Raw genomic sequence first — 23889 nt, 5'->3', positions numbered from 1 at the left:
TTCCCTACTTTCGCACGCGCCTAAACTAGCTCATTATTGAGGCATCCGTTCCTCTTGACCGTGACAACGCATGTTGGATTCGACGCCTGCCGCGCTGCACGCCGGTGCCATACCGCTGCTCCGGACGGTTGGCCTGTCCAAAGGCTACGGCAGCCTCCTCGCCAATGAGGCGATTGATATCGAAATCTGGCCGCAGCAGATCCACGCGCTGCTCGGCGAAAACGGAGCGGGCAAATCGACGCTCGTCAAGACCATTTACGGATTGATCCAGCCGAGCGAAGGCGAAATGCGCTGGCAGGGCGAGAAGATGGTTCTCTCCGGACCGTCGGAAGCCCGCAGCCGCGGCATCGGCATGGTGTTCCAGCACTTCTCGCTGTTCGACAATCTTACGGTGGCGGAAAACGTCGCGCTCGGGCTCGACGGCAAGGAATCTTTCAAGGGCATGTCGGCGCGCCTTGAGGAAGTGTCCCGTGTTTACGGGCTTCCGCTCGATCCCAAACGTGAAGTCTGGCAATTGTCCGTCGGCGAACGCCAGCGCATCGAAATCGTGCGTGCGCTGATGCAAAACCCGAAATTCCTGATCCTCGACGAACCAACCGCGGTGCTGACGCCGCAGGAAGCCGACCAACTCTTCGTCGTGCTCAATCGCCTCAAGGCCGAGGGCCGCGCGATCCTCTACATCAGCCACAAGCTGGACGAGGTGCAGCGGCTTTGCGACACCGCCACCATCCTGCGCGGCGGCAAGAAGGTCTCGACCTGCAACCCCAAAGCGGAGACCGCGGCTTCGCTCGCGCGGATGATGGTCGGCGGCGAGATCAATGAAGTAAAGCCGCCCGCTAACCGGCAAACCACAGTGCCGCGGCTTGTCGTCGACGACCTCAGCCTCGAGCCGGACGATCCACACGGGGTGCGGCTTCGGAGCATCTCGTTCGAGCTCAAGGGTGGCGAAATCTTGGGCATCGCCGGTGTCGCCGGCAACGGTCAAGACGAGCTTTTTGCCGCTTTGTCGGGAGAACGGCTGGCACAAGACCCCGGCACAATCGTCATCGACGGGCATGCCGCCGGGCACCTTTCGATCACACAGCGACGCAAGCTTGGAGCGGCCTTCGTTCCCGAGGAGCGGCTCGGCCACGGCACTGCGCCGCGCATGAAGCTTTCGGAGAACGCGCTGCTGACCGGCCATGCCGCCAGCGGCATGGTCCGGCACGGCTTCGTCAATACCGCTGCGACGCTGAAGACCGTCGACCGCGCCACCGAAACCTTCGACGTGCGCAAGGCCAAGCGCGATCCGGAAGCCGCCAGCCTCTCCGGCGGCAATCTGCAGAAGTTCATCGTCGGTCGCGAAATCCTTCGCAACCCGGCCGTGCTGGTCGTGAGCCAGCCGACCTGGGGCGTGGACGCGGGTGCGGCCGCCGTGATCCGGCAGGCCCTGCTCGATCTCGCCGCCGGCGGCGCCGCAGTGCTGGTAACGAGCCAGGACCTCGACGAACTCGCCGAAATCACCGACCGCATCGCCGTGATGTTCCACGGCCAACTGTCGGAGCCGATGGCGACCAGCGAGGCAAGCCGAGAGAAGCTCGGCCTGTTGATGGGCGGAAGCACCCTGGAGAAGGAAGCGGCGCATGCAGTTGGTGCTTGAAAAGCGCGCCGAGCGGTCGAACACGATCGCGCTTGTTTCGCCGCTGATCGCGATCGGCATGACGCTGATGACCATGAGCATCCTGTTTGCGATCCTCGGCAAAAATCCGATCACCGCGCTCGGCGTGTACTTCGTCGATCCCCTGACTGACAGCTATTCGCTGCAGGAGATCGCGGTGAAGGCGGCACCCCTGGTGATGATCGCGATCGGCCTGTCGCTCTGCTACCTCGCCAACGCCTGGAACATCGGCGCCGAAGGACAGTTCCTGATCGGCGCCGTCGCCGGCAGCTGGCTCGCGGTGAAAACGCATGGCACTGACGCCGGCCCCTGGGTCCTGCCGGCGATGCTGCTGCTGGGTGCCATAGGCGGCGCGCTCTATGCCCTGATCCCGGCGATCTGCAAGGTCAGGTTCGGCGCCAGCGAAATCCTGACCAGCCTGATGCTGGTGTACGTGGCCGATCTCTTCCTCGATTATCTCGTGCGCGGTCCCTGGCGCGATCCCAAAGGCTTCAACTTTCCGACCACCGCCGAATTCGATCCGGTTGCGACCGTGCCGGTGCTGATCGAGGGCGGCCGGCTGCATCTTGGCGGCATCATTGCTCTCGTGGTGGTCGCCGCAGGCGCTGTGCTGCTCGGCAAGACCATCAAGGGCTTTGAAATCCGCGTGGTCGGCGCCGCCCCGCGCGCTGCGCGCTTCGGTGGCTTCAACTCCAACCAATTGATCCTCCTGACTTTCGCGATCTCCGGCGCGCTGGCGGGAATGGCCGGGATCATTGAGGTCGCGGGTCCCGTCGGACATCTGCAGCCCGGCATCTCGCCCGGCTACGGTTTCATCGCGATCATCGTTGCGTTCCTGGGGCGACTGAACCCGGTTGGAATACTAATTGCAGGACTTTTCCTCGCACTCACCTTCATCGGCGGCGAGCAGGCGCAGATCGCAATGAAAATCCCGTTGGACGTCACCAAGGTGTTCCAAGGCATTCTGCTGTTCTACGTGCTCGCCTGTGATTCCCTCATCCTCTACCGGTTCAAGCTCATTTTCGCGTCGCCAAAGGTGTCCAGTGGGGCTCATTGAGGCCATCATCCTTGCAGTGCTGGCGGCTTCCACGCCGTTGCTGCTGGCTGCGACCGGCGAACTCGTCACCGAACGTTCCGGCGTGCTCAACCTTGGCGTCGAGGGCATGATGATCGTCGGCGCGGCCTGCGGCTTCGGCGGCGCCTGGCTCTCCGGCTCGGTCATCATCGGCGCGCTGTGCGGCATCGTCGCCGGCGTGCTGATGTCGCTGATCTTCGCGCTGATGACGCTGGGACTTGCGGTCAACCAGGTCGCCACCGGCCTCGCGCTGACCATTCTCGGCATCGGCCTTTCCGGCCTGATCGGCTCCCGCTTCGTCGGCGAAAAGATTTCGCTGGCGCCGCATCTCTACGTTCCCGGCCTGACCGATATCCCGCTGGTCGGACGTATCTTGTTCGGCGAGGACGCCTTCGTGTACCTCTCGCTGGCGCTGGTCGCCGGCGTCTGGTTCTTCCTGTACAAGACGCGGGCCGGACTGATCCTGCGGGCAGCCGGCGACAACCACACATCCGCGCATGCGCTCGGCTATCCCGTCCTCAAGATTAGAATGCTCGCGGTGATGTTCGGCGGCGCCTGCGCTGGCCTGGCCGGCGCTTACCTCCCGCTCGCCTACACGCCGTTCTTCATTCCCGGCATGACCGCAGGCCGCGGATGGATCGCGCTGGCGCTGGTCGTGTTCGCGTCATGGCTGCCGGGCCGCCTCGTGATCGGCGCCTATCTGTTCGGCGCGGTGACGATCCTGCAGCTGCATGCGCAAGGCTGGGGCGTCGGCGTTCCCTCGCAATTGATGTCGGCATTGCCGTATCTGGCGACCGTCATTGTCCTTGTCCTGATTTCACGTGCACGAACCGGCGGCTCGACCGCGCCCGCAGCGCTCGGGACCGTCTTCGTGCCCGAGCGGTAACATGCCCGAAGCGCGCGCGACGGGGCGCCGCGCATCGGGAGAGATGCTTCACCCGTCAATAAAACGGAGAAATCCATGCGCAAGATTCTCATCGCCGCAACGACAGCGATCCTCGCCACCGGGGCAAGCCTGTTCGGCGCTTCCGCCGCCGACAAACTCAAAGTCGGCTTCATCTACATCGGACCGGTCGGCGATCTCGGCTGGACCTACCAGCACGACCTCGGCCGCCTCGAGATGGTTAAGGAATTCGGCGACAAGGTCGAAACCACGTACCTCGAGAACGTCAGCGAAGGTCCGGACTCCGAGCGCTCGATCGAGCAGCTGGCGCGCGCCGGCAACAAGCTGATCTTCACGACGTCATTCGGCTACATGGAGCCGACGCTGAAGGTCGCCAAGAAATACCCGAACGTGCATTTCGAGCACGCCACCGGCTACAAGCGCGACAAGAACTTGTCGACCTATTCCGGCCGCTTCTATGAGGGCCGCTACATCCAGGGCATCATCGCCGCCAAGATGTCGAAATCGGGCGTGCTCGGCTATATCGCCTCGTTCCCGATTCCGGAAGTGATCTCCGGCATCAACGCCACCATGCTCGGCGCTCAGACGATCAATCCTAACATCAAGGTCAAGATCATCTGGGCCAACACCTGGTTCGACCCCGGCAAGGAAGCCGACGCCGCCAAGGCGCTGATCGACCAGGGCGCCGACATCATCATGCAGCACACCGATAGCCCGGCCGCGATGCAGGTCGCTGCCGAGCGCGGCAAGCTGGCGTTCGGCCAGGATTCCGAAATGATCAAGTTCGGACCGAAGACGCAGCTCACCTCGACCATGAACAATTGGGGCCCCTACTACATCCAGCGCGTCAAGGCTGAGCTCGATGGCACCTGGAAGTCGGAAGATTTCTGGGGTGGCCTGAAGAGCAAGCTCGTCATGATGGCGCCCTACACCAACATGCCCGACGACGTGAAGAAGCTGGCGATGGACACCGAAGCCGCCATCATCGAGGGCAAGCTGCAGCCGTTCAAATGTCCAATCGTCGGACAGGACGGCAAGGAAGTCGAATGCAAGGGCGGCACCCATCTGGACGACGGACAAGTGCTCGGCATGAACTTCTACGTGAAGGGCATCGACGACAAGATCCCCGGCAAGTAGGGGACAGCTCGTTACGAGACGAACCGGGTCCGGACAGCAATGCTCGGACCTTTCTCTTGATTGTCAGGCCCAATCCACATTCTCGTCATTGCGAGCGAAGCGAAGCAATCCTTTCTTTGCGCGGAGGTATGGATTGCTTCGCTCGCAATGACGGACAGCCCTACCCCGCATACATCGCGCGCGCCGCGGCGCTATGGCGGCGGATCAGGTCGGGCACATCGAGGCCGGGGATCGCGCCATCCGTTACCACCCAGTTGCCGCCGACCATCACCCGGTCGGCGCGATGTGCACCGCATAGAACCAGCGCAGCCAAGGGATCGCCGTGGCCGGAGAAGCGCAGCTCATCGAGCTTGATCAATGCGAGGTCGGCGGCCTTGCCGACCGCGATTTCGCCGAGCTCGGGACGGCCGATGCAGGCCGCCGAGCCCTTGGTGGCCCAGCGCAGCGCGTCCTTGTGGCTGACGCGGGAAACGCCGTAGCGCGCCCGCTGCAGCAGGAACGCAGCGCGGACTTCCTGCATCAGGTTGGACTCGTCGTTCGAGGCCGAGCCGTCGACACCAAGACCGATCGAAACCCCCGCCTCCTCCATCTCGCAGACCGGACAGCAGCCCGACGCCAAAATCTGGTTGCTGCAGGCGCAATGGCTGATGGCGGTTTTGGCCTTGCCGAGCCGCTTCATTTCGTCCGGATTGAAGAAGATGCCGTGCGCCAGCCAGGTCCGCGCATTGAGCCAACCGCATTGTTCCAGATAATCCAGCGGCCGGCAGCCATGCATCTGCTCGCAGAATTTGTTCTCGTCCTCGGTTTCGGCCAGATGCGTATGCAGGCGGACGTCGAGCTTTTCAGCAAGTGTGGCGGTCGCGCGCATCAACGAGGTCGTCACTGAAAACGGCGAGCATGGCGCCAGCGCGATCTGCACCATCGCGTCCTCGCCGCGCTGGTGGTGGTTCGCCACCACGCGTTCGCTGTCGGCCAAAATCGTGTCCTCGTCCTGCACCACGCTGTCGGGCGGCAGCCCGCCATCCTTCTGCGACCGATCCATCGAGCCGCGCGTCAGCAGCACGCGAATGCCGAGACGCTGGGCGGCGGCGACCTCGATATCGACGGCGTTCTCAAGCCCGGCCGGAAACACATAATGATGGTCGGTCGTGGTGGTGCAGCCGGACAGCAGCAATTCCGACATCGCCACGGTGACACCGAGGTGGAGCGATTCCGGCGTCAGCCGGGCCCAGACCGGATAGAGCACCTGCAGCCACGGAAACAGTTCGCGATCGAGCGCCGCCGGCAGTGCCCGGGTCAGCGTCTGGTAGAAATGATGATGGGTGTTGATCAAGCCGGGCAGCACGACGTGGGCGCTGGCGTCATATAAGGTGGCGTTGGCGGTCGCAGGTTCTCGGCCGCGCGGCACCAGCTCGACGATTTTGCCGCCGCTGATCACAATGCCGCGTTCGGCGCCGTCGGCGAAAATAGAAAGCGGATCCTTGATCCAGATCGCCTGCGTTTGGTCCATGATCCCACCTGATTTGCGAAGGGCGTCTCGGCCGACACCCTCCCCCTTACGTGATGCAAAGACCACCCCAACGGCATTGGCAATTGGCGCTGGTCTTGCAAGACTTCATAGACGTAGATGCATCTACTTGAAAGCGTTAGCGTATCCATGAACCTGAACACCATTAGCGCGGTTGCGCATCCGACGACACGGGACCAATTGCCCGTTTGGACGGCAGGCGATGCATGGCTCGCGGGCGGGACCTGGCTGTTCTCGGAACCGCAGGCGCATCTGACCCGGCTGATCGATCTCACTGGCCTGAAATGGCCGGCGCTGACCGCCACGGAGACCGAACTTAGGATATCAGCGACCTGCACGGTCGCGCAGCTCGATGCGCTTTCCTGTCCTACGGAATGGATCGCTTCGCCGCTGATCAACCAGTGCTGCCGCGCGTTTCTAGCTTCTTTCAAGATATGGAAGACGGCGACCGTCGGCGGCAATATCTGCATGTCGCTGCCCGCGGGGCCGATGATCTCGTTGACCTCGGCGCTCGACGGCATCTGCACCATCTGGCAGGCCGCCGGCGGCGAGCGGAAAATTGCAGTCGTCGATTTCGTCACCGGCGACCAACGTAACGTACTCGCGCCGGGCGATCTGTTGCGACAGGTCGATATCCCGCTCGCGGCCTTGAGGCGGCGTTCGGCGTTCCGCCAGATTTCGCTGACGCCGGTCGGCCGCTCGGCGGCTCTGCTGATCGGCAGCGTGACCAGCGACGGCGGATTGGCGCTAACGATAACGGCATCGACCAAGCGGCCTGTTCGATTGTCCTTCGCAGGAATCCCCAGCGGCAAGGAATTGCGCGAAACGATTTTGCAGCGCATTGCCGACGACCTCTACCATACCGACGTTCACGGCAGACCGATATGGCGCAAGCATATGACGCTGCGGCTTGCGGAAGAGATCCGCGTCGAATTGCAAGGCACGGCATAAGCATGACGTTCCAGATCAACGGCAAGGAATTTTTCGAAGCGCCACAGCCCGGCCAATGCCTGCGCACGTTCCTGCGCGAACTCGGCCATTTCGGCGTCAAGAAGGGTTGCGACGCCGGCGACTGCGGCGCCTGCACCGTGCTGATCGACGGCGAGCCGGTGCATAGTTGTCTGATCCCGGCCTTCCGCGCCGAGGGTCATGCCGTGACGACGATCGAAGGCTTTGCGGCGGATGGCGGCACCCATCCAATGCAACAGGCGTTTCTGGATGCACAGGGGTTTCAATGTGGATTCTGCACCGCCGGCATGATCCTGACCTGTGCATCGCTGAACCAGGCGCAGCGGCAAGACCTCGGCGCCTCGCTAAAAGGCAACATCTGTCGTTGCACCGGCTATCGCTCGATCGAGGATGCGCTGAACGGCAAGAACAATATCGAGGACGCCGACGCCGGCACCGCATTCGGCCGCAGCCTGCCAGCGCCTGCTGGGCCACGGGTGGTGTGCGGTGCGGAACGTTATACGTTCGATATCGCGCTGGAAGGCTTGCTGCACATCAAGATGCTGCGCTCGCCGCATCCGCACGCGAAGATCATTTCGATCGACAAGAGCGCCGCACTTGGCGTGCCTGGCGTGCATAGCGTGCTGACTTTCGAAGACGCGCCAGACCGGCTGTTCTCGACCGCGCGGCACGAATGGGACTGGATGGACCCGGACGACACCAGGGTGCTCGACAACGTCGTCCGCTTCATCGGGGAGAAGGTCGCCGCTGTCATCGCCGAGACCGAGGCCGCCGCCGAGGAAGGTTGCCGGCAACTCGATGTCGCGTACGAAATCCTGCCGGCGGTGATCGATCCCGCCACCGCCATCACACCGGGCGCTCCTCCGATTCACGGCGACAAGACGCCGGCAAACCGTGTCGCGAACGCAGGCCGCAATATCGTGGCAGAAATCCATGGTGAATTTGGCGATGTCGCGGGCGCACTGGCGCAGGCCCCCGTCACCTATGAAGGTACTTTTACGACCCAGCGGGTCCAGCATGCGGCGCTGGAAACCCACGGCGGCCTTGCTTGGGTCGATGCCGATGGAATCCTCAATGTCCGCTCCAGCACGCAGGTGCCGTTCCTGACCCGGCGTACGCTCGCCGACCTCTTTCATCTTCCGCCCGATAAAGTGCGGGTATTTTGCGAGCGCCTCGGCGGCGGCTTTGGCGGCAAACAGGAGATGTTCGTTGAGGACATCCTTGCGCTGGCCGCGCTGAAGACCGGCCGCCCCGTCAAGTTCGAGCTAACGCGAGAAGAGCAGTTCATCGCGACCTCGACGCGTCATCCGATGCAGGTCACCGTCAAAGCAGGCGCCGACAAGGACGGCAAGCTCACGGCACTGCAGCTCGACGTCCTCTCGAACACCGGGGCCTATGGCAACCACGCCGGCCCGGTGCTGTTTCATTCGGTCGGCAAATGCATCGGCGTCTATAACTGCCCGAACAAGAAGGTCGACGGTGTCGCCGCCTATACCAACACCGTGCCCGCCGGGGCCTTTCGCGGCTATGGCCTGCCGCAAACCCTGATCGCCGTCGAAGCCGCGATCGACGAGCTGGCAAAGCAGCTCGGCATCAGTCCGTTCGAGATGCGCCGCCGCAATGTCGTCAAACCCGGCGATGCCATGCTATCGCCGCCGGAATCCGAATATCACGACGTGCTCTATGGCAGCTACGGCCTCGATCAATGCCTTGATCTGGTCGAGCGCGCGATGGCCGCCCAGGCGCCTATGCCCTCCCTCTCCGCGGACTGGTTGACCGGGGACGGCATCGCGCTGACCATGATCGACACCGTGCCGCCGGCCGGTCATTTCGCCGATTGCAGCATTTCCCTGCGCGAGGATGGCGGCTTCGACCTCACCGTCGGCACCGCCGAATTCGGCAATGGCACCAGCACCGTGCATCGCCAGATCGCCGCGTCCGCGCTGGCGACGACCGTCGATCGCATCCGTCTGCTGCAATCCGACACCGCGCATGGCGGCCACGACACCGGCGCATATGGCAGCGCCGGCATCTTTGTCGCGGGAAACGCGACGCAGGCCGCGGCCGAGACGCTGGCGGATCAATTGAAACAATTCGCGGCGTCATTGCTGGGCGAGAACCCGGATGCGTGTTCGCTCGACAACCACACCACCGTGTGCGCCGGGCGCCGCACGCCCTACGCCCTGCTCGCCGCGTCAGCGCAATCCCTCGGCAAGGTGCTGACCGCCAGCGGCAATTCGTCGGGCACGCCGCGGTCAGTTGCCTTCAACGTTCAGGGTTTTCGCGTCGCGGTGAACAAATTCACCGGCGAACTCAAGATCCTGAAAAGCGTGCAGGCCGCCGATGCCGGCCGCGTCGCCAATCCGCTGCAGTGCCGCGGCCAGGTGGAGGGCGGGGTCGCTCAATCGCTGGGCGCTGCGCTCTACGAGGAAATGGTGATCGACGACAACGGCCGGGTCATCAATCCCAAATTCCGCGACTATCATCTGCCATCCTTTGCCGACATTCCCCGCACCGAAGTGTTCTTTGCCGACACGTCGGACAGGCTGGGGCCGATGGGCGCCAAATCGATGAGCGAAAGCCCGTACAATCCGGTCGCCGCCGCGCTCGGCAACGCCATTGCCAACGCCACCGGCATCCGCTTCACGGCGACCCCGTTCAAGCCGGACCGGCTATGGCCGCTGTTGCATGAAAAATTTGGATCTGGATGAGCCAGGAGGCGACAAATCAGCCTCGTCCCACCGTGCATTCGATCTGGCCGTGGGGCTCGTCGGTCGGCAGGAACACGTCGTTGTTGTTATCCAGCCCGAACGCCGAGAGGTTCATCGGGATGAAGTGCATGTTCGGGCAGGCCATACTGATCTCGGAAATTTCCGGCACTGCGGCCAGCGCCGCCTCGCCCATCCGGTAGAGGCTATCCTGCACGCTCTTGCTGTAGGTCATCGAGAAAACCTCCAGCACCGAGTCGAGGATCTTCCTGTTGGTCGCGGGATAGCTCGTCGGCTTGCCCGACCATTTCCACGACGCCACCATGCTTGTCGCGCACATGCGGTCGGCGGTCGGCAGGATCGTGGTGTAGCTGTCCTTGACGTAATTCTCCCAGCCCGACTGGGTCGACTTCATGAAAGTAAAGCCATCGACTCCCGATGACATCGTCGTCTCGCCGCCACGGACGGATGACAATTCCACGGTTGGCTTACCGTTGCTGTCGAGCACGAAGCTATGGGGATGCGGCTTGCCGCCAAAACTGAGCCGGCTCCATTTGGTCTCATGCACGGTCAGCGCGACAGAGGCGATCTGCGGATAGGTGTCGAGATATTTCTTCGCCAGCATCTGGCTGAATTCCTCCGTGCACAGCCCGGTGTTTTCACGGGCGACGATATTGATGACGTTCTTGATCGTGTCGGTCGACACCGAGGTGGAGTTGTCGCCATGGGTGTAGGCGCGGGCAAAGTCGCCCTCCATCATCGCCTTGACGTTGAGCTGGCTGACCTGATGACGGCCACCGTCGCGATGGATGCGCATCACGCGGACGCGGCCCTTACCGTATCTGTTCTTGATCAGCGGCACGTTGGAGCCTCCAGTTCGACCGGTCATTTTGCGGGACTGTGGTTGCCCGATATGGTCCAATATTGAGCAACGTTCGTGCCATTGAGCAAGCGCCTGAGGGCCTGCTTCGGAGGGCAAGCATCTGGCACGCACCTTGTATCGGTTTGAACGGGCCGGGGGGGCCCGCCAAAGGGGGCTCAGCCATGACCACGACCACCGAAATCCATCCGGTCGACCAGACGCTGCCGGTGCCACGGCTGCTGGCGCTCGGCCTGCAGCATGTGCTCGTGATGTATGCCGGTGCGGTCGCGGTGCCCTTGATTATCGGGCGGGCGCTGAAACTGCCCCCTGAGGATCTTGCCTTCCTGATCTCGGCCGACCTGTTCGCCTGTGGCCTCGCCACGCTGGTGCAATGTCTCGGTTTTCCCGGGGTCGGTATCCGGCTGCCCGTGATGATGGGGGTGACGTTCGCGTCGGTCGGCCCGATGCTGTCGATGGCCGCCGCACCCGGCGTCGGCCTGCTCGGAATCTACGGCTCGGTGATCGCTGCCGGAATCTTCGGCATCATTGCCGCGCCCTTCATCAGCCGGCTGCTGCCGCTGTTTCCGCCCGTGGTCACCGGAACCATCATTCTGGTGATCGGCATCTCGCTGATGCGGGTGGGCATCAACTGGGCCGGTGGCGGCCTGCCGACCCTGACAAAGATGATCGACGGTGTCCCCGGCGCCTTCCCCAATCCCAATTATGGCCAGTTGCAGGGGCTCGGCATCGCGCTGTTCGTGCTGCTGGTCATTCTCGCCTTGATCAAATGGGGTACCGGCTTCGTCGCCAATGTGGCCGTGCTGCTCGGTATCATCGCGGGCGCGGTGCTCGCCAGCGTTTTCGGCATCATGCATTTCGAAAAAGTCGCCGCGGCGCAATGGGGCGCGCTCGTGATCCCGTTCCGCTTCGGCATGCCGACATTCCATCTTGTGCCGATCATCACCATGTGCATCGTGATGATCGTGGTGATGATTGAATCGCTCGGCATGTTCCTGGCGCTCGGCGAGATCACCGGCAAGAAAGTCGATCGAGACGCGCTGACCCGTGGCTTGCGCGCCGACGGCGTCGGGACGCTGCTCGGGGGTATATTCAATACGTTTCCCTACACGTCGTTCTCGCAGAACGTCGGCCTTGTCAGCGTCACCGGCGTACGCTCACGCTGGGTCACGATCACCGGCGGCGCCATTATGCTGCTGCTCGGGCTGCTGCCGAAGATGGCCGCATTGGTCGAGGCCGTGCCGCTGGTCGTGCTCGGCGGCGCGGGGCTCGTGATGTTCGGCATGGTGGCCGCGACCGGCGCACGCATTCTCGCCACGGTGGATTTCAAGAACAACCAGTTCAACCTGTTCGTGGTCGCAATCTCAGTCGGCTTCGGCATGATCCCGCTGGTCGCCCCGAATTTTTTCAAGAACCTGCCGCACGATCTGCATCCGCTGCTCGAGTCCGGCATCCTGCTCTGCGCGCTGGTTGCCGTCATGCTGAACGCCTTCTTCAATGGCGTCGGCAGCAAGGCCGCTGCGGAAGCGGACGCCACAGCGGCGGCATCATCGGCGCAGCATGTATAGCATGTATGGTGGGCAAAGGCGCTCTTGCGCCGTGCCCACCATCTCTGCGCGCCATGAAGCTTCAGCTCCCCCGATATGTCGCGTAGCTCCACGGCGTGACCAGCAGCGGCACGTGCAGGTGGCCTTCGGGGTCGCTCACCGAAAAGCGCAACGGAATCTTGTCGAGAAACGGCGGATCCGAAATCGGCACGCCGCGCGCGGCAAAATGATCGCCGACGCTGAACATCAGCTCATAACGGCCGATCGGCACCGGTCGGCCGCCGATCAGCGGCTGATCGGTGCGGCCGTCGCTGTTGGTCACCGTGCGCGTCACCACGCGGGGCGTGCCGAGCTCGGAGAGCTCCGTGAGCTCGATCGCAATCCCCGCTGCCGGCTGGCCGCTATGGGTATCGAGCACATGGGTGGACAGGCGCCCGTGCACCGGCAGCTTGTCGTCAGACGACACAAGCTGGTCCAGTCGCAGCGCCGCAATCCGGCAGATTTCCCCGATCGACATCTGCGTCTCCGCCTTGGCATCGTTGGGCAACCGCCGCTCGAAATCTCGCAAGATCGAATCCTTGGTGTGACGGCGGACGCAGACGATATAGGGGAAACCGAATTTCGAGCGGTAGGCGTTATTGAGCCGCTCGAACGCGGCATATTCCGCATCCGACAGCCGGTCGAGGCCGACGCTGTTCTGCTCGGCATCGGATTCAGCGGTAAGCCCCGTCGCGCGCTGGGTTTTGTCGGCGAGATCAGGATGCGCCTTGATCAATGCGAGGCGCAGCTCCGCGGGGGCGTGATCGACCGCCGCTTTCATAGCATCGAACAGCTGCTTCATGCCCGCGAAGGGACGCGCAGATGCCGTCTGTTCTGCAATCCAAGGCGAATGTTCGAAGACGTTCGACAGCGCCGCAACAAAATCGTCCTTGCTGCAGCGATTCAGGTCGGACAGGATTTTCCCTGACATTTCGCGCCTCACCGTCCCCGCCCGGCGATCACTCGTCGGGCTTCCTGCGATCATACGACCAGCCAAACAGGCCGGTTCTGCGAACCTCTGGCTCCGGCGGCGGCGCGGCCTCCCTGACCTCGGCCGTTGGCCACGCCGACGAACGAGATCAGTCTCTCGGTCGCGGCATGGGCTCCCAGTTGGAACGCACGGAGTATCCCGTCGGGAGAGAGCCTAATGTCATTAACGACGTCAGCTGGCTCGATTGGGGAATTTTCTGGCCAAAGCGCGACGCGCGAAATTTGGAAATCGAAGTAAGAGGAAGAGAGGAGCATGACAAGGACTCTCACGTGGTTGCGGCGCATGGACCTCTGAAATTCATAACACAAACACCATACGAAGAACTCCGCGATTATGCTCGCACCGAGGGTTGGAACTATTTCGTATTCGGTTTTGACTGGCGCAGACCGCTTTCCGAAAGCGCAATTTATTTCAGGGACTTTGTTTACCGCTTCCAAAAGGAAATACTTGCGGTGCATCGAAAGGATCCGATCCCAAGTCTGACCGTTGTATGTCACAGCATGGGAGGTTTGGTTTGCACCTATGCATTAGCCGATCGCAGCTTTAGCAAGCTTGGTTTTCGGTCGATCGTGACTATCGCAACTCCGTTCTACGGAACATCGACTCAACAGGATCGATATTTCCGCGGTGATGAGGATCTATTGAACAACATCTATGGCAAGGCTGACGTAATCAAGATAACAGCCTCTCTTCCTGGTCCGTACACACTGATGTTCTTGCCGAAAGAGATCTACGATCGTGATGGTCGAAGACTCGGCTTGAGGCGCTATCCCCAATATGATCCCGTAGACGATTCCGACACCGATCCGTATGACCCTAGCATGATGAGCCAATGGCCTCAGCCGGTCAAAGATCACCAGCCATTTCTTAGCCGCGCTCGTACTGAGTTAATTAGAATAGCTCAGCCGCTCCAATCGAGCGTTACCCCCGTGTATTTTAATGTCAGATCATCGTTGGACGCGAATACAGCTGTCGAGTTACTTTGGAACAAGAAGCCCGGGACCAAGCCCAGTCCGATTGCAGGAATACCCGGCCCGGGGGATGGAACTGTACCAGCTTGGGCGGCTTGGCATGCATACTCCCGCCCGGCCAATCGTTATGAGCTGAAGCAAGCCAAGGATCACGCCCTTTTACTTGAACATGCTGAGGTTCTCTCAGTGATTGATTCCATCGTGAAAACGAGAAGGTTGCCAGTGAGCAGGAAGCGCGCGGCTCGTTCGCCTTCAGTAGCCAATGTCAAAGCTGTAAATCGGGCCATCGATTCATGGGTCAAAAGATCAAAGAGTAAGCGACCACCGCCCAAAGAATTATTCGAGAAGCCACTCCAACGAGCGATCCTGTCCAATCTGATAGCTGGAAAAAAGCCGCGAATGGTTGGTCGAAGGACAAAGGGGTCGTAGCAGGATCGCTTTCGGCGATGCACGAGGAGCGTGAAGTCCTGTGTACCAGTCGCGTGTCGACTGGGGCGGCGGAGAGTATGCGCAACCCAAGCCGCTGCAGATACTGAGATTTGATTTACCCCGGAGCGCAGGGAGGGATTCCTAACCCATCGGCGGGAATTAATCAGTCCGTTCAAATTGTTACGGTCTGATAAGGGCTTGCGCAGCATCCCGGTGCTACACAAGGGTGCTACACAACCGTGGTCATTCGCATGCCTGCGCCGGTCCTGCGCGACAGTCGAAAGCTTCGCCTCGATTCCGACAGCCAAACTTTGTTCGTACGGGCGTTCTTCCGCACGAGAGGTCTGACCACCACCGACCTGGCCCGCCAGGCAAACGGTGACTTCGCGCCGTCTCCCGCGGCCGCCAGCTTTCCGCCGCCGGAGCCCGAGCGGCTCGACGCGCTGACCTGGTTCGACAAGTACGCAGAAGCAGCCGGCCTTGCCGCATCGACCGTCGAGCGCTGGCGGCCGGTCATCGTGGAATTCATCGAGTTCAACAAGGATTCAAATCTCGCCAAGGTGACCAGAAAGCAGGTCATCGAGTGGAAGAATGTCTTGCTGAAGCAGGACGTGCGCGTCGGCAGACAGGTCAGGAAGCGCTCCCCCCGGACCGTGAAGGACGTTCATCTCGCAGCCCTGAAGGCTGTCTGCCAATACCTCGTCGATGAGGACAAGCTGACGGACAATCCGGTCGCCAGGGTCGTGGTTCGCAACGTCGCGACTGAGAAAGATGACGATGAAAAGGGCTTTTCGGATAAGGACGCCCGTACAATCCTCAAGGCGACCCTCCAAAGGGGCTCCCATTTGCTTTCCACTGAGATGGAGGCGGCGCGTCGGTGGATCCCCTGGATCTGCGCCTACACGGGCGCCCGCGTCAACGACGTCACTTCGCTCCAGCCTGCGGATATCGTGAAAGTCCAGGGGATTTGTTGAGAAAATCGCCGTTTGAAAAACCGTTTTAGTTTCGTCTTCTCAAACGGTGATTTGCGATAAGCATTTGATTTGAATGGCGCGCCCGAAGAGATTCGAACTCCTGACCCCCAGATCGTAGTTTAAAGGTCCCTACAGGTGAATCCAACCAACGGCCGTCCGTGACACACGCTCAAAACAGATTCGATGCCACGTACGCACCAGTTTCGCACCAGAAATGATGGTAACGAAACGCAACGAACGGACCCGAACTCCACCAAAAATGTAGGAAAAAGCAACTGCCGCGACCTTTATTCTGCCGCTCATAAAGGTCTGGTTGCAGGTGCGAGGACGGCTCCCATCGAGGCAGAAAGTGCCTAACCCGCACCAGTTTCCGCACTCGGCTCCGCGTTCATGAACGAGTTGATCGCCGCGACCGTAGGGCCATCAGCATGCAGCAACAGCCCAGCGATGCCGACCAAATCACGCTCTAGGCTAGCCGAATGCCGCACGCGCCCTCTGTCGTCCTTTTCGCGATCGTTCGTGTCTGCTCACATTCGAAGCCGAATTTGACCGTAATGATGGTGTCCGGAGACAGACGTGACGCGGCGTCGTCGAGTGAAGCCAATAAGAGTAGGACTCGGCAGCTACGTTCTGATTGACGTGTGAGGTGCGAGAAAGCGCGATGTCGCCACGCTCGCCCCTTCCCGCCCGCTATCCTCCAACCGGCGCCTGGCCCGCGGTAATGCGTGCGGACCTGGCCGCGGCATACCTAGATTATCGTGACACACGAGAGTTGGCACGCGGTGTCACCCGAGGTGAAGCGCCCCCACCGATGGGCTATCACGGAATTGGACGCGCGAGAGAACCGATCTGGTCTAAGGCCGCCATTGACAACTTCATCGAGCCGGATTCGGATGGTCCAGCAAAACAAGACTTGGTGTCCCTCGTATGAAACCACCCCGCACTGCATTGAAGCTCCCGCGCTATTGCCGGCGAAAGCCCTTGAAGAATGGTCGATGGGCATACTTTTTTGAGCCGCCTACTTGGGCCCGCACGCAGGGTTGCCAAATTGAAGCTGAAGCATTGGGGCAGGATTACGCAGCCGCCGTCGATCGCGCGGAGAACGTCCTCTTGCCAGCCTTCGATAGCTGGCGGTCTCGAGGCCTAGCGGACATGGTCCCGGCAGCCGTGGCGCCGGGATCGTTTGACTGGTTAGCGGGCGTGTTTAAGGCGCACCAGAAGTGGAAGGAGATCGATCACAAGACACAGCGTCTCTACGAGCAAGGTTTGTCGCTGTTCGCCAACCACAGCCTGAAGGATGGCACGCGAGCTGGCTCGAAGCAAATCTCGGATTTCACGAAGGGTTTCGTGGACGCGGTCTATGCGAAGTTGCTCGTCGTCGACGAAAAGGACGCGGATGGCAACACCGTAAGGCGAGAGCGCCGCCGCTTCGCAAACGCCGCGATGGTCGCCTGCCGGCGGGCGTGGTTCGTTGGTCAGCGCGCAGAAGAGAAGAAGGTCCCAGCTATTAATCCGTTCTCGCGCATGGGGCTGAAGGCGCGGGCGCCCGGTCAAGCCGTGCGCGAGACGCCGACCGCGACGTGGGAAGAACTCGTTGCATTCCGGGCCGCCGCGAAGGGTCTTGGCTATCGATCGGTCGCGACAGCCTCGCTTGTAACCTGGGAATGGCTGCAGCGGGAAGAGCACGTCTTCGGCGCCTTCGAGATCGCTCATTATCGACCGAAGGAGCGTCCGAATAGTGTCAGGATCGTGCATCCCAAGAACGGCGAGGAAGCGTGGTGGCCATTGTTCGATGAGGCAGGTGAAGCGCTCTTCCCGGAGCTGATGGCCGAACTCGACGAAATCAAGAAGACGATGGTCTCAGGCCTCGTTTTCCGGCGGGATCACGCGCACCGTAGATCTCGTACGCCACTGCCATGGATTACCGAAAAGAAAGACCTTCGCTATTTGCGTGATGTGGTGAAGGAAATCATCCGGTCCGCCGGGTCTCCGAGAAGAACTGTCATTCACCTCGTTCCGCCACGGCGGCTTTACAGAGGGAGCCGACAGCGACCTCACGGATGCTGAATTGCGCGCAGCGGGGCGGCACCGGTCCTCAAGGCAGCTCCCGACATATGCGAAGCGCACACGCAAGCAGCTCATTTCGGGCACGAAGAAGCGTCGGGAGGAGCGAACAAAGGCAGCCGGTTTGTCGGAATAGCCGCTGACCGCCTGTCGGAATGGCCGCTTCGCGAGGTCCCTAAGTCCTTGAAAGGCTTGGTGGGCGCACCAGGGCTCGAACCTGGGACCCGCTGATTAAGAGTCAGCTGCTCTACCAACTGAGCTATGCGCCCGGACGCTTTAGGTCCGGAAAAACCTTTGCGAGGGGCGTCGTTTAGCAAAGCGATCCCGGGATGTCCAGCAAGCCGGCTGAAGTTTTCCCGGGCTTTGGCGGCTTTCCGGAATGGCGAAAAGCCGCTGGATTTCAGCGGCTTTTGCGGATGTTCGGATGTGGGCCCGGCCCGGGCCGTCAGAGCCGCTCCGGGCCGCCCCGGTCCGGACCACCATCCCGGTCATAACGGTCGCGGTCATAGCCCCGATGCCGGTCAAAGTCGCGATCCCTGCCCATTTCGCGCTCGAACCGGTGGTGGCGCCAGCCTTCCCGGCCGCCGAACCGGTCCATCCGGGTCAGGACGGCAAGCCGGCGCTTCTGGCCGTCATCCAGCGTCTTGTAGAGCGGGTCGGCCGCATCCGCGATCTTCTTCATGGCCGCCGCCGAGGCCGCCATGGTCTCGGCCCGGTCACGCAGCCGCGCCACCGGATCGTCCGGCTTCTGCTGGCTGGAATCGTCCCGCGGCGGGTTCATCCGCGCATTGGCGCGATCGATTTTGAGCTTGGCGAACTCCTTGACCGCGGCCTCGACCGGCGGCCACAGCTTTTCCTGCTCGGCCGAGAGTTTGAGGCCGGCATGGACGGCCGCGATCCGCGCGTCCGCGTAAGCCGCCCGGTCTTCCGGGCTCATCCGCATATGGCCGTAGCCCCAATGGCGGTGCTGGGCGTAGACGGCGGTGGAGCCGGCGATGGCGAGAACCGCAACCGCTGCGATGGCGAACTTCCTCATGCGAACCTCCTGTGAAAGGTTGCCTGAAGATGAGCCTGCCCCGGCCTGCGTTCAACTTAAGGATTGGCAAGACCGGCCTCCCTTACCAAGATGTAATCCTTCCTCCGTTTGATCCAGTGCAATGCGGCATGACTAGAGCATGCCGAGCGTCCGCGGCAGCCACAGCGACAATTCCGGGATGTAGGTGATCAGGCCGAGGAAGACCAGCAGCGTGATCAGCCAGGGCAGCACCGCGATCGACAGTTCGGTGATGCCCATCTTGGCGATGCCGGAGGCGACATAGAGATTTAATCCGACCGGCGGATGACACATGCCGATCTCCATGTTGACCACGATGATGATGCCGAAATGGACCGGATCGATACCGAGCTTGACCGCGATCGGATAAAGGATCGGCGCCATGATCAGCACGATCGATGACGGCTCCATCACGTTGCCGGCGAGCAGCAGCAGCAGGTTCACGACCAGGAGGAAGGTGATCCAGTTGATACCGCTGCCGGTGATCCAGTTCGACATCGCCTGCGGGATCTGTTCGCTCGTCATCAGGAACGAGAACAGCACCGCGTTGGTCACGATGTAGAGGATCATCGCGCTCATATTCGCGGAGACGAGCAGGACCTTTGGCACGTCCTTCCACTTCAGGTCCTTGTAGATGAACATCTCGATCAGGAAGGCGTAGACCGCGCTCATCGCGGCGGCTTCGGTCGGCGTGAACCAGCCGGCATAGATGCCGCCCAGCACCACGACGATGAGAGAAACGCCCCAGAACGAGTCGATGAAGGCGCGGAAAGCCTCTCCCCAGGAAGCCTTCTCGACCCGCGGGATGTTGTTCTTCCACGCGCGATACCACGTGGTCGAGGACAGCATGATGGCCAGGATCACGCCCGGCACCATCCCGGCCATGAACAATTGCCCGACCGAGGCGGAGCCGACCTTCTCGCCGTTCGGGCCGAGGTAAACGGCGCCGCTGGTGGCGACCGAATAGATCACCATGATGATCGACGGCGGGATCAGGTTGCCGAGCGCACCGCCGGTGACGATCACGCCGGCGGCAAAGCGCCGGGGATAGCCGACCTGCAACATGGCGGGCAGCATGATCGAGCCGATGGCAACCACGGTCGCGGGCGACGATCCCGACACGGCCGAAAACAGCGCCGCCGACATGGTGGCGGCAATGCCGAGGCCTCCGGGCCAGTGGCCGATCATGGTCCGCGCGAATGCGATCATTCTTCGCGCGACGCCGCCATGGGTGAGGAAGTTGCCGGCAAGGATGAAGAACGGGATCGCCATGATCTCGAACTTCTCGATGCCGGTGAACAGTTTTAGCGCCACCGATTCGATCGGCACCGTCGTGAAAGTGAACAGGAACGTCAGCACGGTGAGGCCGAGCGCAATCGAGATCGGCATGCCCGTCAGCATCAGCGCGACGAGCAGCCCGAAGATGATCGCGGCGGTCATCGGGCGATCCCCCCGGCGCCGACCCCGGGCGCTTCGACTTCGACGCCCTCAACCTGGGTTTCGTCGTGATGCGGCAGATGACCGGTGCGCCAGAAATTCCATGCAACCTGCAGGAAGCGGAAGCACATCAAATAGGAGCCGAGTGGGACACAGAGATAGATGATCCAGATTGGCAGTTCGAGGTCGGGCGAGACCTGGTCGGTGTAGTAGAGCCCATGGACGAACTTTGCGCCCATCGTTCCCACCACCGCGGTGAACAGCGCGCCGCACAACAGGCCGAACAGCACCGTGCCCTTGCGGACCGGCGGATTGAGCTTGTTCACCAGCACGTCGACGCCGACATGGATGCCGGTGCGCACGCCATACGCGGCGCCGAATTTCGCCATCCACACGAACATGTAGATGCAAACCTCCTGCGCCCAGGACAGGTTGATTGGGAACAGGAGGTCGTAGAGGACGGGAACGCCGACCAGATAACGATGCATCACCGCGACGAAAATAATCAGGGTGGCGGCTGCGATCAGCACCGTGATCAGCAGTTCCTCAAGCCGGTCGAGGATGCGAAGCAGTATCAATGTTTCCCCCTACTTTGTCCCCTCGTCATGCCCGGACTTGTCCCGGGCATCCATGTCTAGCTGCATCGCGGCAAGGAAGACGTGGATGGCCGGGACAAGCCCGGCCATGACGAAGAGTGAATTGCCGCCCAATGGCAACTCGATCGTCCGGACGCTCCCCGAATGTACGCGCCGCTCAGTTCGTCGCGCCCCTCGTCTCCTTCAGGAATTCGTCGATCAAGGGCTGGCCGACGCGGTTTGCGACGTCCTTGTAGACCGGATCCATCGCCTTGCGCATGGCGGCGTCCTGCTCCGGCGTCAGCGTGATGATCTCGCTCTTGCCGGTCTTCTTGATGTCGGCGAGCGCGTCGTCGTTTTCCTTGGCCGACTGGCCGTTGCCGTATTCGGTCGCTTCCTTCATCGCCTTTTCGCACTGTGCGCGAATATCCGCCGGCAGACCGTCCCAGAACTTCTTGTTGGTAACCACCACATAACCGATGTAACCGTGGTTGGTGTGGGTGATGTACTTCTGCACCTCGTGCATTTTCTGGGTGTAGATGTTCGACCAGGTATTCTCCTGCCCGTCGACCACGCCAGTTTGCAGCGCCTGATACACTTCAGAGAACGCCATCACCTGCGGGATCACGCCAAGCGTGCGGAACTGCGCTTCCAGCACCTTCGACGACTGGATGCGGAATTTCAGTCCCTTGTAGTCAGCAGGCGCCACCAGCTTCTTGTTGGCGCTCATCTGCTTGAAGCCGTTATCCCAATAGGCAAGACCGATCATGCCCTTCGGCTCCAGCAGCTTCAGGAGTTTGGTACCAAGCGGACCGTCAGTCACTTTCCGCAGCGTCTTCAGATCGGGAAGGATGTAGGGAAGATCGAACACCTCGAATTCCTTCACCCCGATCGGCCCGAACTTCGAGTTCGAGGGCGCCAGCATCTGCACCGCACCGAGTTGCAGCGCTTCCAGCTCTTCCTTGTCCTTGTAGAGCTGCGAGTTCGGATAGACTTCGACCTTGACCTTGCCCTCGGTATACTTCTCGGCCAGTTCCTTGAACTTCTCTGCCGCCAGCCCCTTCGGCGTATTGGTGGCCACCACGTGGCTGAACTTGATCACGATCGGCGATTGCGCCGCAGCAGGTCCGGCCAAAGTCAGCGCCGCGATCGATGCCGCGGCCAAAATCAGCTTGCGCATGTTTCCTCCCGTTATTGTCCCGGAGCTCTCGACGCGGCTCCGATGCTTGCATGCCAGATGCATCAATATAGACAAGCCGGCCGAATTGCCATTGCCCGTTAGAAGGGGCCCTGCTCTCCGGCTTTGCTGCATTGCAAAATCAGCTACCCTCCTTTCTTCTATGCCATCGGCACCGGAGGATCGTGCTGGCCCCGCGCACGCCGTGTCCAATAAACCTTCGCTATGTCTGCTTTCCTCGTAACGAAAGGCTCCGGGACTTTCTCATCCGTCATTGCGAGCGCAGCGAAGCAATCCATCTTTCCGCGCACGAGGTGACAATGGATTGCTTCGCTGCGCTCGCAATGACGTGGATATAGCTTCGCGATCTCGCGACATGTTTTGCCCGAGGTTTGCATTTACTTCGTCCCGCCCTCTCATTTAGAGGGCGCAGGGAAGACCGGGTGCTTGCTGCACCCGAGGTCTCGTGTGCCGTTGCGCATAAGGAAAAACGCACACGAGCATACAGGTACAGCGGAAACACTCCGGCCTTCCCTGCGCAATGGCTTTACGGCTTACTTCGTGCTCTCCCCGGAGAACGGCTCTTTTGCCTCCGTCATCCCTGAGAAGCTTCGCTTCTTAAGGACTTAACGCCAGCACCGCGGCGTCCGAACCACACGACTTCGCCGTACGCCTCACGTCACGTACGTCGTCGTGACATCAGCGTCCATCGCATCTCACCGCGCGTTCGTGACGATCGCGAAGCGCCCCTCATCTGCGGAAGACGGGCGGAGTTATGCGACTGATTTGCCCGACCTGTTAAGCGGAATATTTTTGTTTCCCGGGCTTGACACGATTTCGGAAAATCAGAATTGATTTGCCTTCGGGTTATCTTGTCGCAGTTGCGCGTCAAGAATTGTGCTTGCGCGCGAAGCAAATCAGTTCGCAAAACCGTAGGGTGGGTAAAACGCAAGCGTGCCCACCATCGAAAGGGCGCGCGATGATAGATGGTGGGCACGGCGCTATCGCGCCTTTGCCCACCTTACGCACTGGATTGCACGGCCCGGGGCCACCGGCCGCGAAAAGATCAGCGGGGCTCGGATTACGGCGGCGGTAATGCTCATCGGGTTTTTATCGCCGCGCAGAACTGTTCCGTGACCGCCGTCGTTTCCTCGGTGGCGTTCCAGCCGTTCGTCTCGGCGTTTTCCTTGGCCAACTTTTGCTCGTTCTGAAGCATCTTTTTGATGAGCGCGTACGGTTTCCAGTCGGTCTTGGACAGCTTGACGGGGGGCGCACCGCAGACGTTGTGGGCAATCGCTTTCTGCACACTGGTGCTGACGTCGCTCATGTGGTCCTCGACCACGGCCGTGAAGCGCGCCTTGGCGTATTGGCTGTTGGCTGCGATGAAGTCCTTGCAGAAGGCGACCCGTTGACCTCCGTCGCGGGCCTTGATGTAGGCCGTCTGCGTTTCGTAATGCACGCGGTAGGCGAGTTTGTTGGCGTTCGGGTCGGATTTCACCGCTTCGAGCATGGCGCGGTGGTCACCCGAAGTGGCGTCATTGATCCTGAGGTCACATACTTTGGCGAGGGAGGCGACCGGAACGTAGGCCCGCACCTTGGCTTCCAAGGCATCGTTGGCGCGCGCAACTGGTGCGAACAGGCTGGCGGCGATTGCGAAAGCAGCGAGACAGCGTTTCATTGGTGACATGCTCCAATCACCGAACAGCAAGCGGCGGCGTTGGGATCGCATTGACCGACCGCACACCAGCGCGGCGACCCAGCCGCGAAGCGTCC

General features: G+C 61.4%; 18 protein-coding genes and 1 tRNA gene. 10 read left to right on the top strand and 9 right to left on the bottom strand.

All coding sequences use genetic code 11. The features are described from left to right. Positions 1-70 precede the first annotated feature (70 nt). The 4 genes from AC0QUY_RS33715 (at position 71) to AC0QUY_RS33700 (ending at position 4773) form a co-directional block, all read left to right on the top strand. Positions 71-1639 carry an ABC transporter ATP-binding protein gene (locus AC0QUY_RS33715; RefSeq protein ID WP_475390325.1) on the top strand — a complete coding sequence of 523 codons (1569 nt, stop codon included), beginning with the start codon at positions 71-73 and terminating at the stop codon, positions 1637-1639. Then, entirely contained in the window at positions 1623-2714 is a 1092-nt protein-coding gene (locus AC0QUY_RS33710) for an ABC transporter permease (RefSeq protein ID WP_475390324.1), read from the top strand. Before AC0QUY_RS33715 ends, AC0QUY_RS33710 begins: the two co-directional genes overlap by 17 nt. Further along, positions 2701-3618: an ABC transporter permease gene (locus tag AC0QUY_RS33705; RefSeq protein WP_475390323.1), complete on the top strand. Its 918-nt coding sequence runs from the start codon at positions 2701-2703 to the stop codon at positions 3616-3618. The genes AC0QUY_RS33710 and AC0QUY_RS33705 overlap by 14 nt, the downstream gene beginning before the upstream one ends. Positions 3619-3693: 75 nt before the next feature. Beyond that, positions 3694-4773: a BMP family ABC transporter substrate-binding protein gene (locus AC0QUY_RS33700; RefSeq protein ID WP_475390322.1), complete on the top strand. Its 1080-nt coding sequence runs from the start codon at positions 3694-3696 to the stop codon at positions 4771-4773. A gap of 160 nt (positions 4774-4933) precedes the next feature. Here the strand turns inward: AC0QUY_RS33700 and AC0QUY_RS33695 are convergent, their stop codons facing one another. Continuing rightward, positions 4934-6283 carry an 8-oxoguanine deaminase gene (locus AC0QUY_RS33695; RefSeq protein ID WP_475390321.1) on the bottom strand — a complete coding sequence of 450 codons (1350 nt, stop codon included), beginning with the start codon at positions 6281-6283 and terminating at the stop codon, positions 4934-4936. A gap of 147 nt (positions 6284-6430) precedes the next feature. On the opposite strand from AC0QUY_RS33695, the gene AC0QUY_RS33690 reads away from it, so the two are divergent. Beyond that, positions 6431-7252 (top strand): FAD binding domain-containing protein, encoded by an 822-nt coding sequence (locus AC0QUY_RS33690; protein WP_475390320.1) that lies wholly within the window; start codon positions 6431-6433, stop codon positions 7250-7252. 2 nt (positions 7253-7254) lie between these two features. After that, a complete protein-coding gene (locus AC0QUY_RS33685; protein WP_475390319.1) occupies positions 7255-9981 on the top strand; it encodes a molybdopterin-dependent oxidoreductase in 2727 nt (908 codons plus the stop codon). A gap of 16 nt (positions 9982-9997) precedes the next feature. On the opposite strand, the gene pucL is transcribed toward AC0QUY_RS33685, so the two are convergent. Continuing rightward, a complete protein-coding gene (pucL, locus tag AC0QUY_RS33680) occupies positions 9998-10840 on the bottom strand; it encodes a factor-independent urate hydroxylase (RefSeq protein WP_475390318.1) in 843 nt (280 codons plus the stop codon). 182 nt (positions 10841-11022) lie between these two features. On the opposite strand from pucL, the gene AC0QUY_RS33675 reads away from it, so the two are divergent. Further along, complete coding sequence (locus AC0QUY_RS33675) at positions 11023-12426, top strand: nucleobase:cation symporter-2 family protein (protein ID WP_475390317.1); 1404 nt, start codon at positions 11023-11025, stop codon at positions 12424-12426. A gap of 61 nt (positions 12427-12487) precedes the next feature. Here the strand turns inward: AC0QUY_RS33675 and uraD are convergent, their stop codons facing one another. After that, a complete protein-coding gene (gene uraD, locus AC0QUY_RS33670) occupies positions 12488-13375 on the bottom strand; it encodes a 2-oxo-4-hydroxy-4-carboxy-5-ureidoimidazoline decarboxylase (protein ID WP_475390316.1) in 888 nt (295 codons plus the stop codon). Positions 13376-13542: 167 nt separating this feature from the next. On the opposite strand from uraD, the gene AC0QUY_RS33665 reads away from it, so the two are divergent. From AC0QUY_RS33665 to AC0QUY_RS33655, 3 genes are all read left to right on the top strand, one after another. Beyond that, positions 13543-14835, top strand: coding sequence for an esterase/lipase family protein (locus AC0QUY_RS33665; RefSeq protein WP_475390315.1), 1293 nt, complete (start codon positions 13543-13545; stop codon positions 14833-14835). A gap of 251 nt (positions 14836-15086) precedes the next feature. Next, positions 15087-15809, top strand: a complete 723-nt coding sequence (locus AC0QUY_RS33660; protein ID WP_475390314.1) for a hypothetical protein — start codon at positions 15087-15089, stop codon at positions 15807-15809. A gap of 948 nt (positions 15810-16757) precedes the next feature. Further along, on the top strand, positions 16758-17876 hold the full coding sequence (locus AC0QUY_RS33655; RefSeq protein ID WP_475390313.1) for a hypothetical protein: 1119 nt from the start codon (positions 16758-16760) through the stop codon (positions 17874-17876). A gap of 190 nt (positions 17877-18066) precedes the next feature. On the opposite strand, the gene AC0QUY_RS33650 is transcribed toward AC0QUY_RS33655, so the two are convergent. The 6 genes from AC0QUY_RS33650 to AC0QUY_RS33625 form a co-directional block, all read right to left on the bottom strand. Next, positions 18067-18142 (bottom strand) — tRNA-Lys (locus AC0QUY_RS33650). Positions 18143-18318: 176 nt separating this feature from the next. After that, positions 18319-18909 carry a Spy/CpxP family protein refolding chaperone gene (locus tag AC0QUY_RS33645; protein WP_475390312.1) on the bottom strand — a complete coding sequence of 197 codons (591 nt, stop codon included), beginning with the start codon at positions 18907-18909 and terminating at the stop codon, positions 18319-18321. A gap of 132 nt (positions 18910-19041) precedes the next feature. Beyond that, on the bottom strand, positions 19042-20367 hold the full coding sequence (locus AC0QUY_RS33640; RefSeq protein WP_161849355.1) for a TRAP transporter large permease: 1326 nt from the start codon (positions 20365-20367) through the stop codon (positions 19042-19044). Then, complete coding sequence (locus AC0QUY_RS33635) at positions 20364-20939, bottom strand: TRAP transporter small permease (RefSeq protein WP_475390335.1); 576 nt, start codon at positions 20937-20939, stop codon at positions 20364-20366. Before AC0QUY_RS33635 ends, AC0QUY_RS33640 begins: the two co-directional genes overlap by 4 nt. 178 nt (positions 20940-21117) lie before the next feature. Next, a complete protein-coding gene (locus AC0QUY_RS33630) occupies positions 21118-22119 on the bottom strand; it encodes a TRAP transporter substrate-binding protein (protein ID WP_475390311.1) in 1002 nt (333 codons plus the stop codon). A 1096-nt stretch (positions 22120-23215) separates the two neighbouring features. Then, the gene (locus AC0QUY_RS33625) at positions 23216-23845 is read right to left on the bottom strand and encodes a hypothetical protein (protein ID WP_475390310.1); all 630 of its coding nucleotides are present in this window, start codon (positions 23843-23845) and stop codon (positions 23216-23218) included. Positions 23846-23889 lie beyond the last annotated feature (44 nt).

The organism is Bradyrhizobium sp. WYCCWR15520 (assembly GCF_056174665.1).
This window is presented reverse-complemented; position numbering and strand designations above follow the sequence as displayed.

Bases quoted from the DNA above. Each gene is read 5' to 3' on its own strand.
- AC0QUY_RS33660 (WP_475390314.1), top strand. From the start codon at position 15,087: ATGCCTGCGCCGGTCCTGCGCGACAGTCGAAAGCTTCGCCTCGATTCC.
- AC0QUY_RS33710 (WP_475390324.1), top strand. From the start codon at position 1,623: ATGCAGTTGGTGCTTGAAAAGCGCGCCGAGCGGTCGAACACGATCGCG.
- AC0QUY_RS33645 (WP_475390312.1), bottom strand. From the start codon at position 18,909: ATGAGGAAGTTCGCCATCGCAGCGGTTGCGGTTCTCGCCATCGCCGGC.
- AC0QUY_RS33695 (WP_475390321.1), bottom strand. From the start codon at position 6,283: ATGGACCAAACGCAGGCGATCTGGATCAAGGATCCGCTTTCTATTTTC.
- AC0QUY_RS33700 (WP_475390322.1), top strand. From the start codon at position 3,694: ATGCGCAAGATTCTCATCGCCGCAACGACAGCGATCCTCGCCACCGGG.
- AC0QUY_RS33665 (WP_475390315.1), top strand. From the start codon at position 13,543: ATGGGCTCCCAGTTGGAACGCACGGAGTATCCCGTCGGGAGAGAGCCT.
- AC0QUY_RS33640 (WP_161849355.1), bottom strand. From the start codon at position 20,367: ATGACCGCCGCGATCATCTTCGGGCTGCTCGTCGCGCTGATGCTGACG.
- AC0QUY_RS33630 (WP_475390311.1), bottom strand. From the start codon at position 22,119: ATGCGCAAGCTGATTTTGGCCGCGGCATCGATCGCGGCGCTGACTTTG.
- AC0QUY_RS33625 (WP_475390310.1), bottom strand. From the start codon at position 23,845: ATGCGATCCCAACGCCGCCGCTTGCTGTTCGGTGATTGGAGCATGTCA.
- AC0QUY_RS33685 (WP_475390319.1), top strand. From the start codon at position 7,255: ATGACGTTCCAGATCAACGGCAAGGAATTTTTCGAAGCGCCACAGCCC.
- uraD (WP_475390316.1), bottom strand. From the start codon at position 13,375: ATGTCAGGGAAAATCCTGTCCGACCTGAATCGCTGCAGCAAGGACGAT.
- AC0QUY_RS33715 (WP_475390325.1), top strand. From the start codon at position 71: ATGTTGGATTCGACGCCTGCCGCGCTGCACGCCGGTGCCATACCGCTG.
- AC0QUY_RS33675 (WP_475390317.1), top strand. From the start codon at position 11,023: ATGACCACGACCACCGAAATCCATCCGGTCGACCAGACGCTGCCGGTG.
- AC0QUY_RS33690 (WP_475390320.1), top strand. From the start codon at position 6,431: ATGAACCTGAACACCATTAGCGCGGTTGCGCATCCGACGACACGGGAC.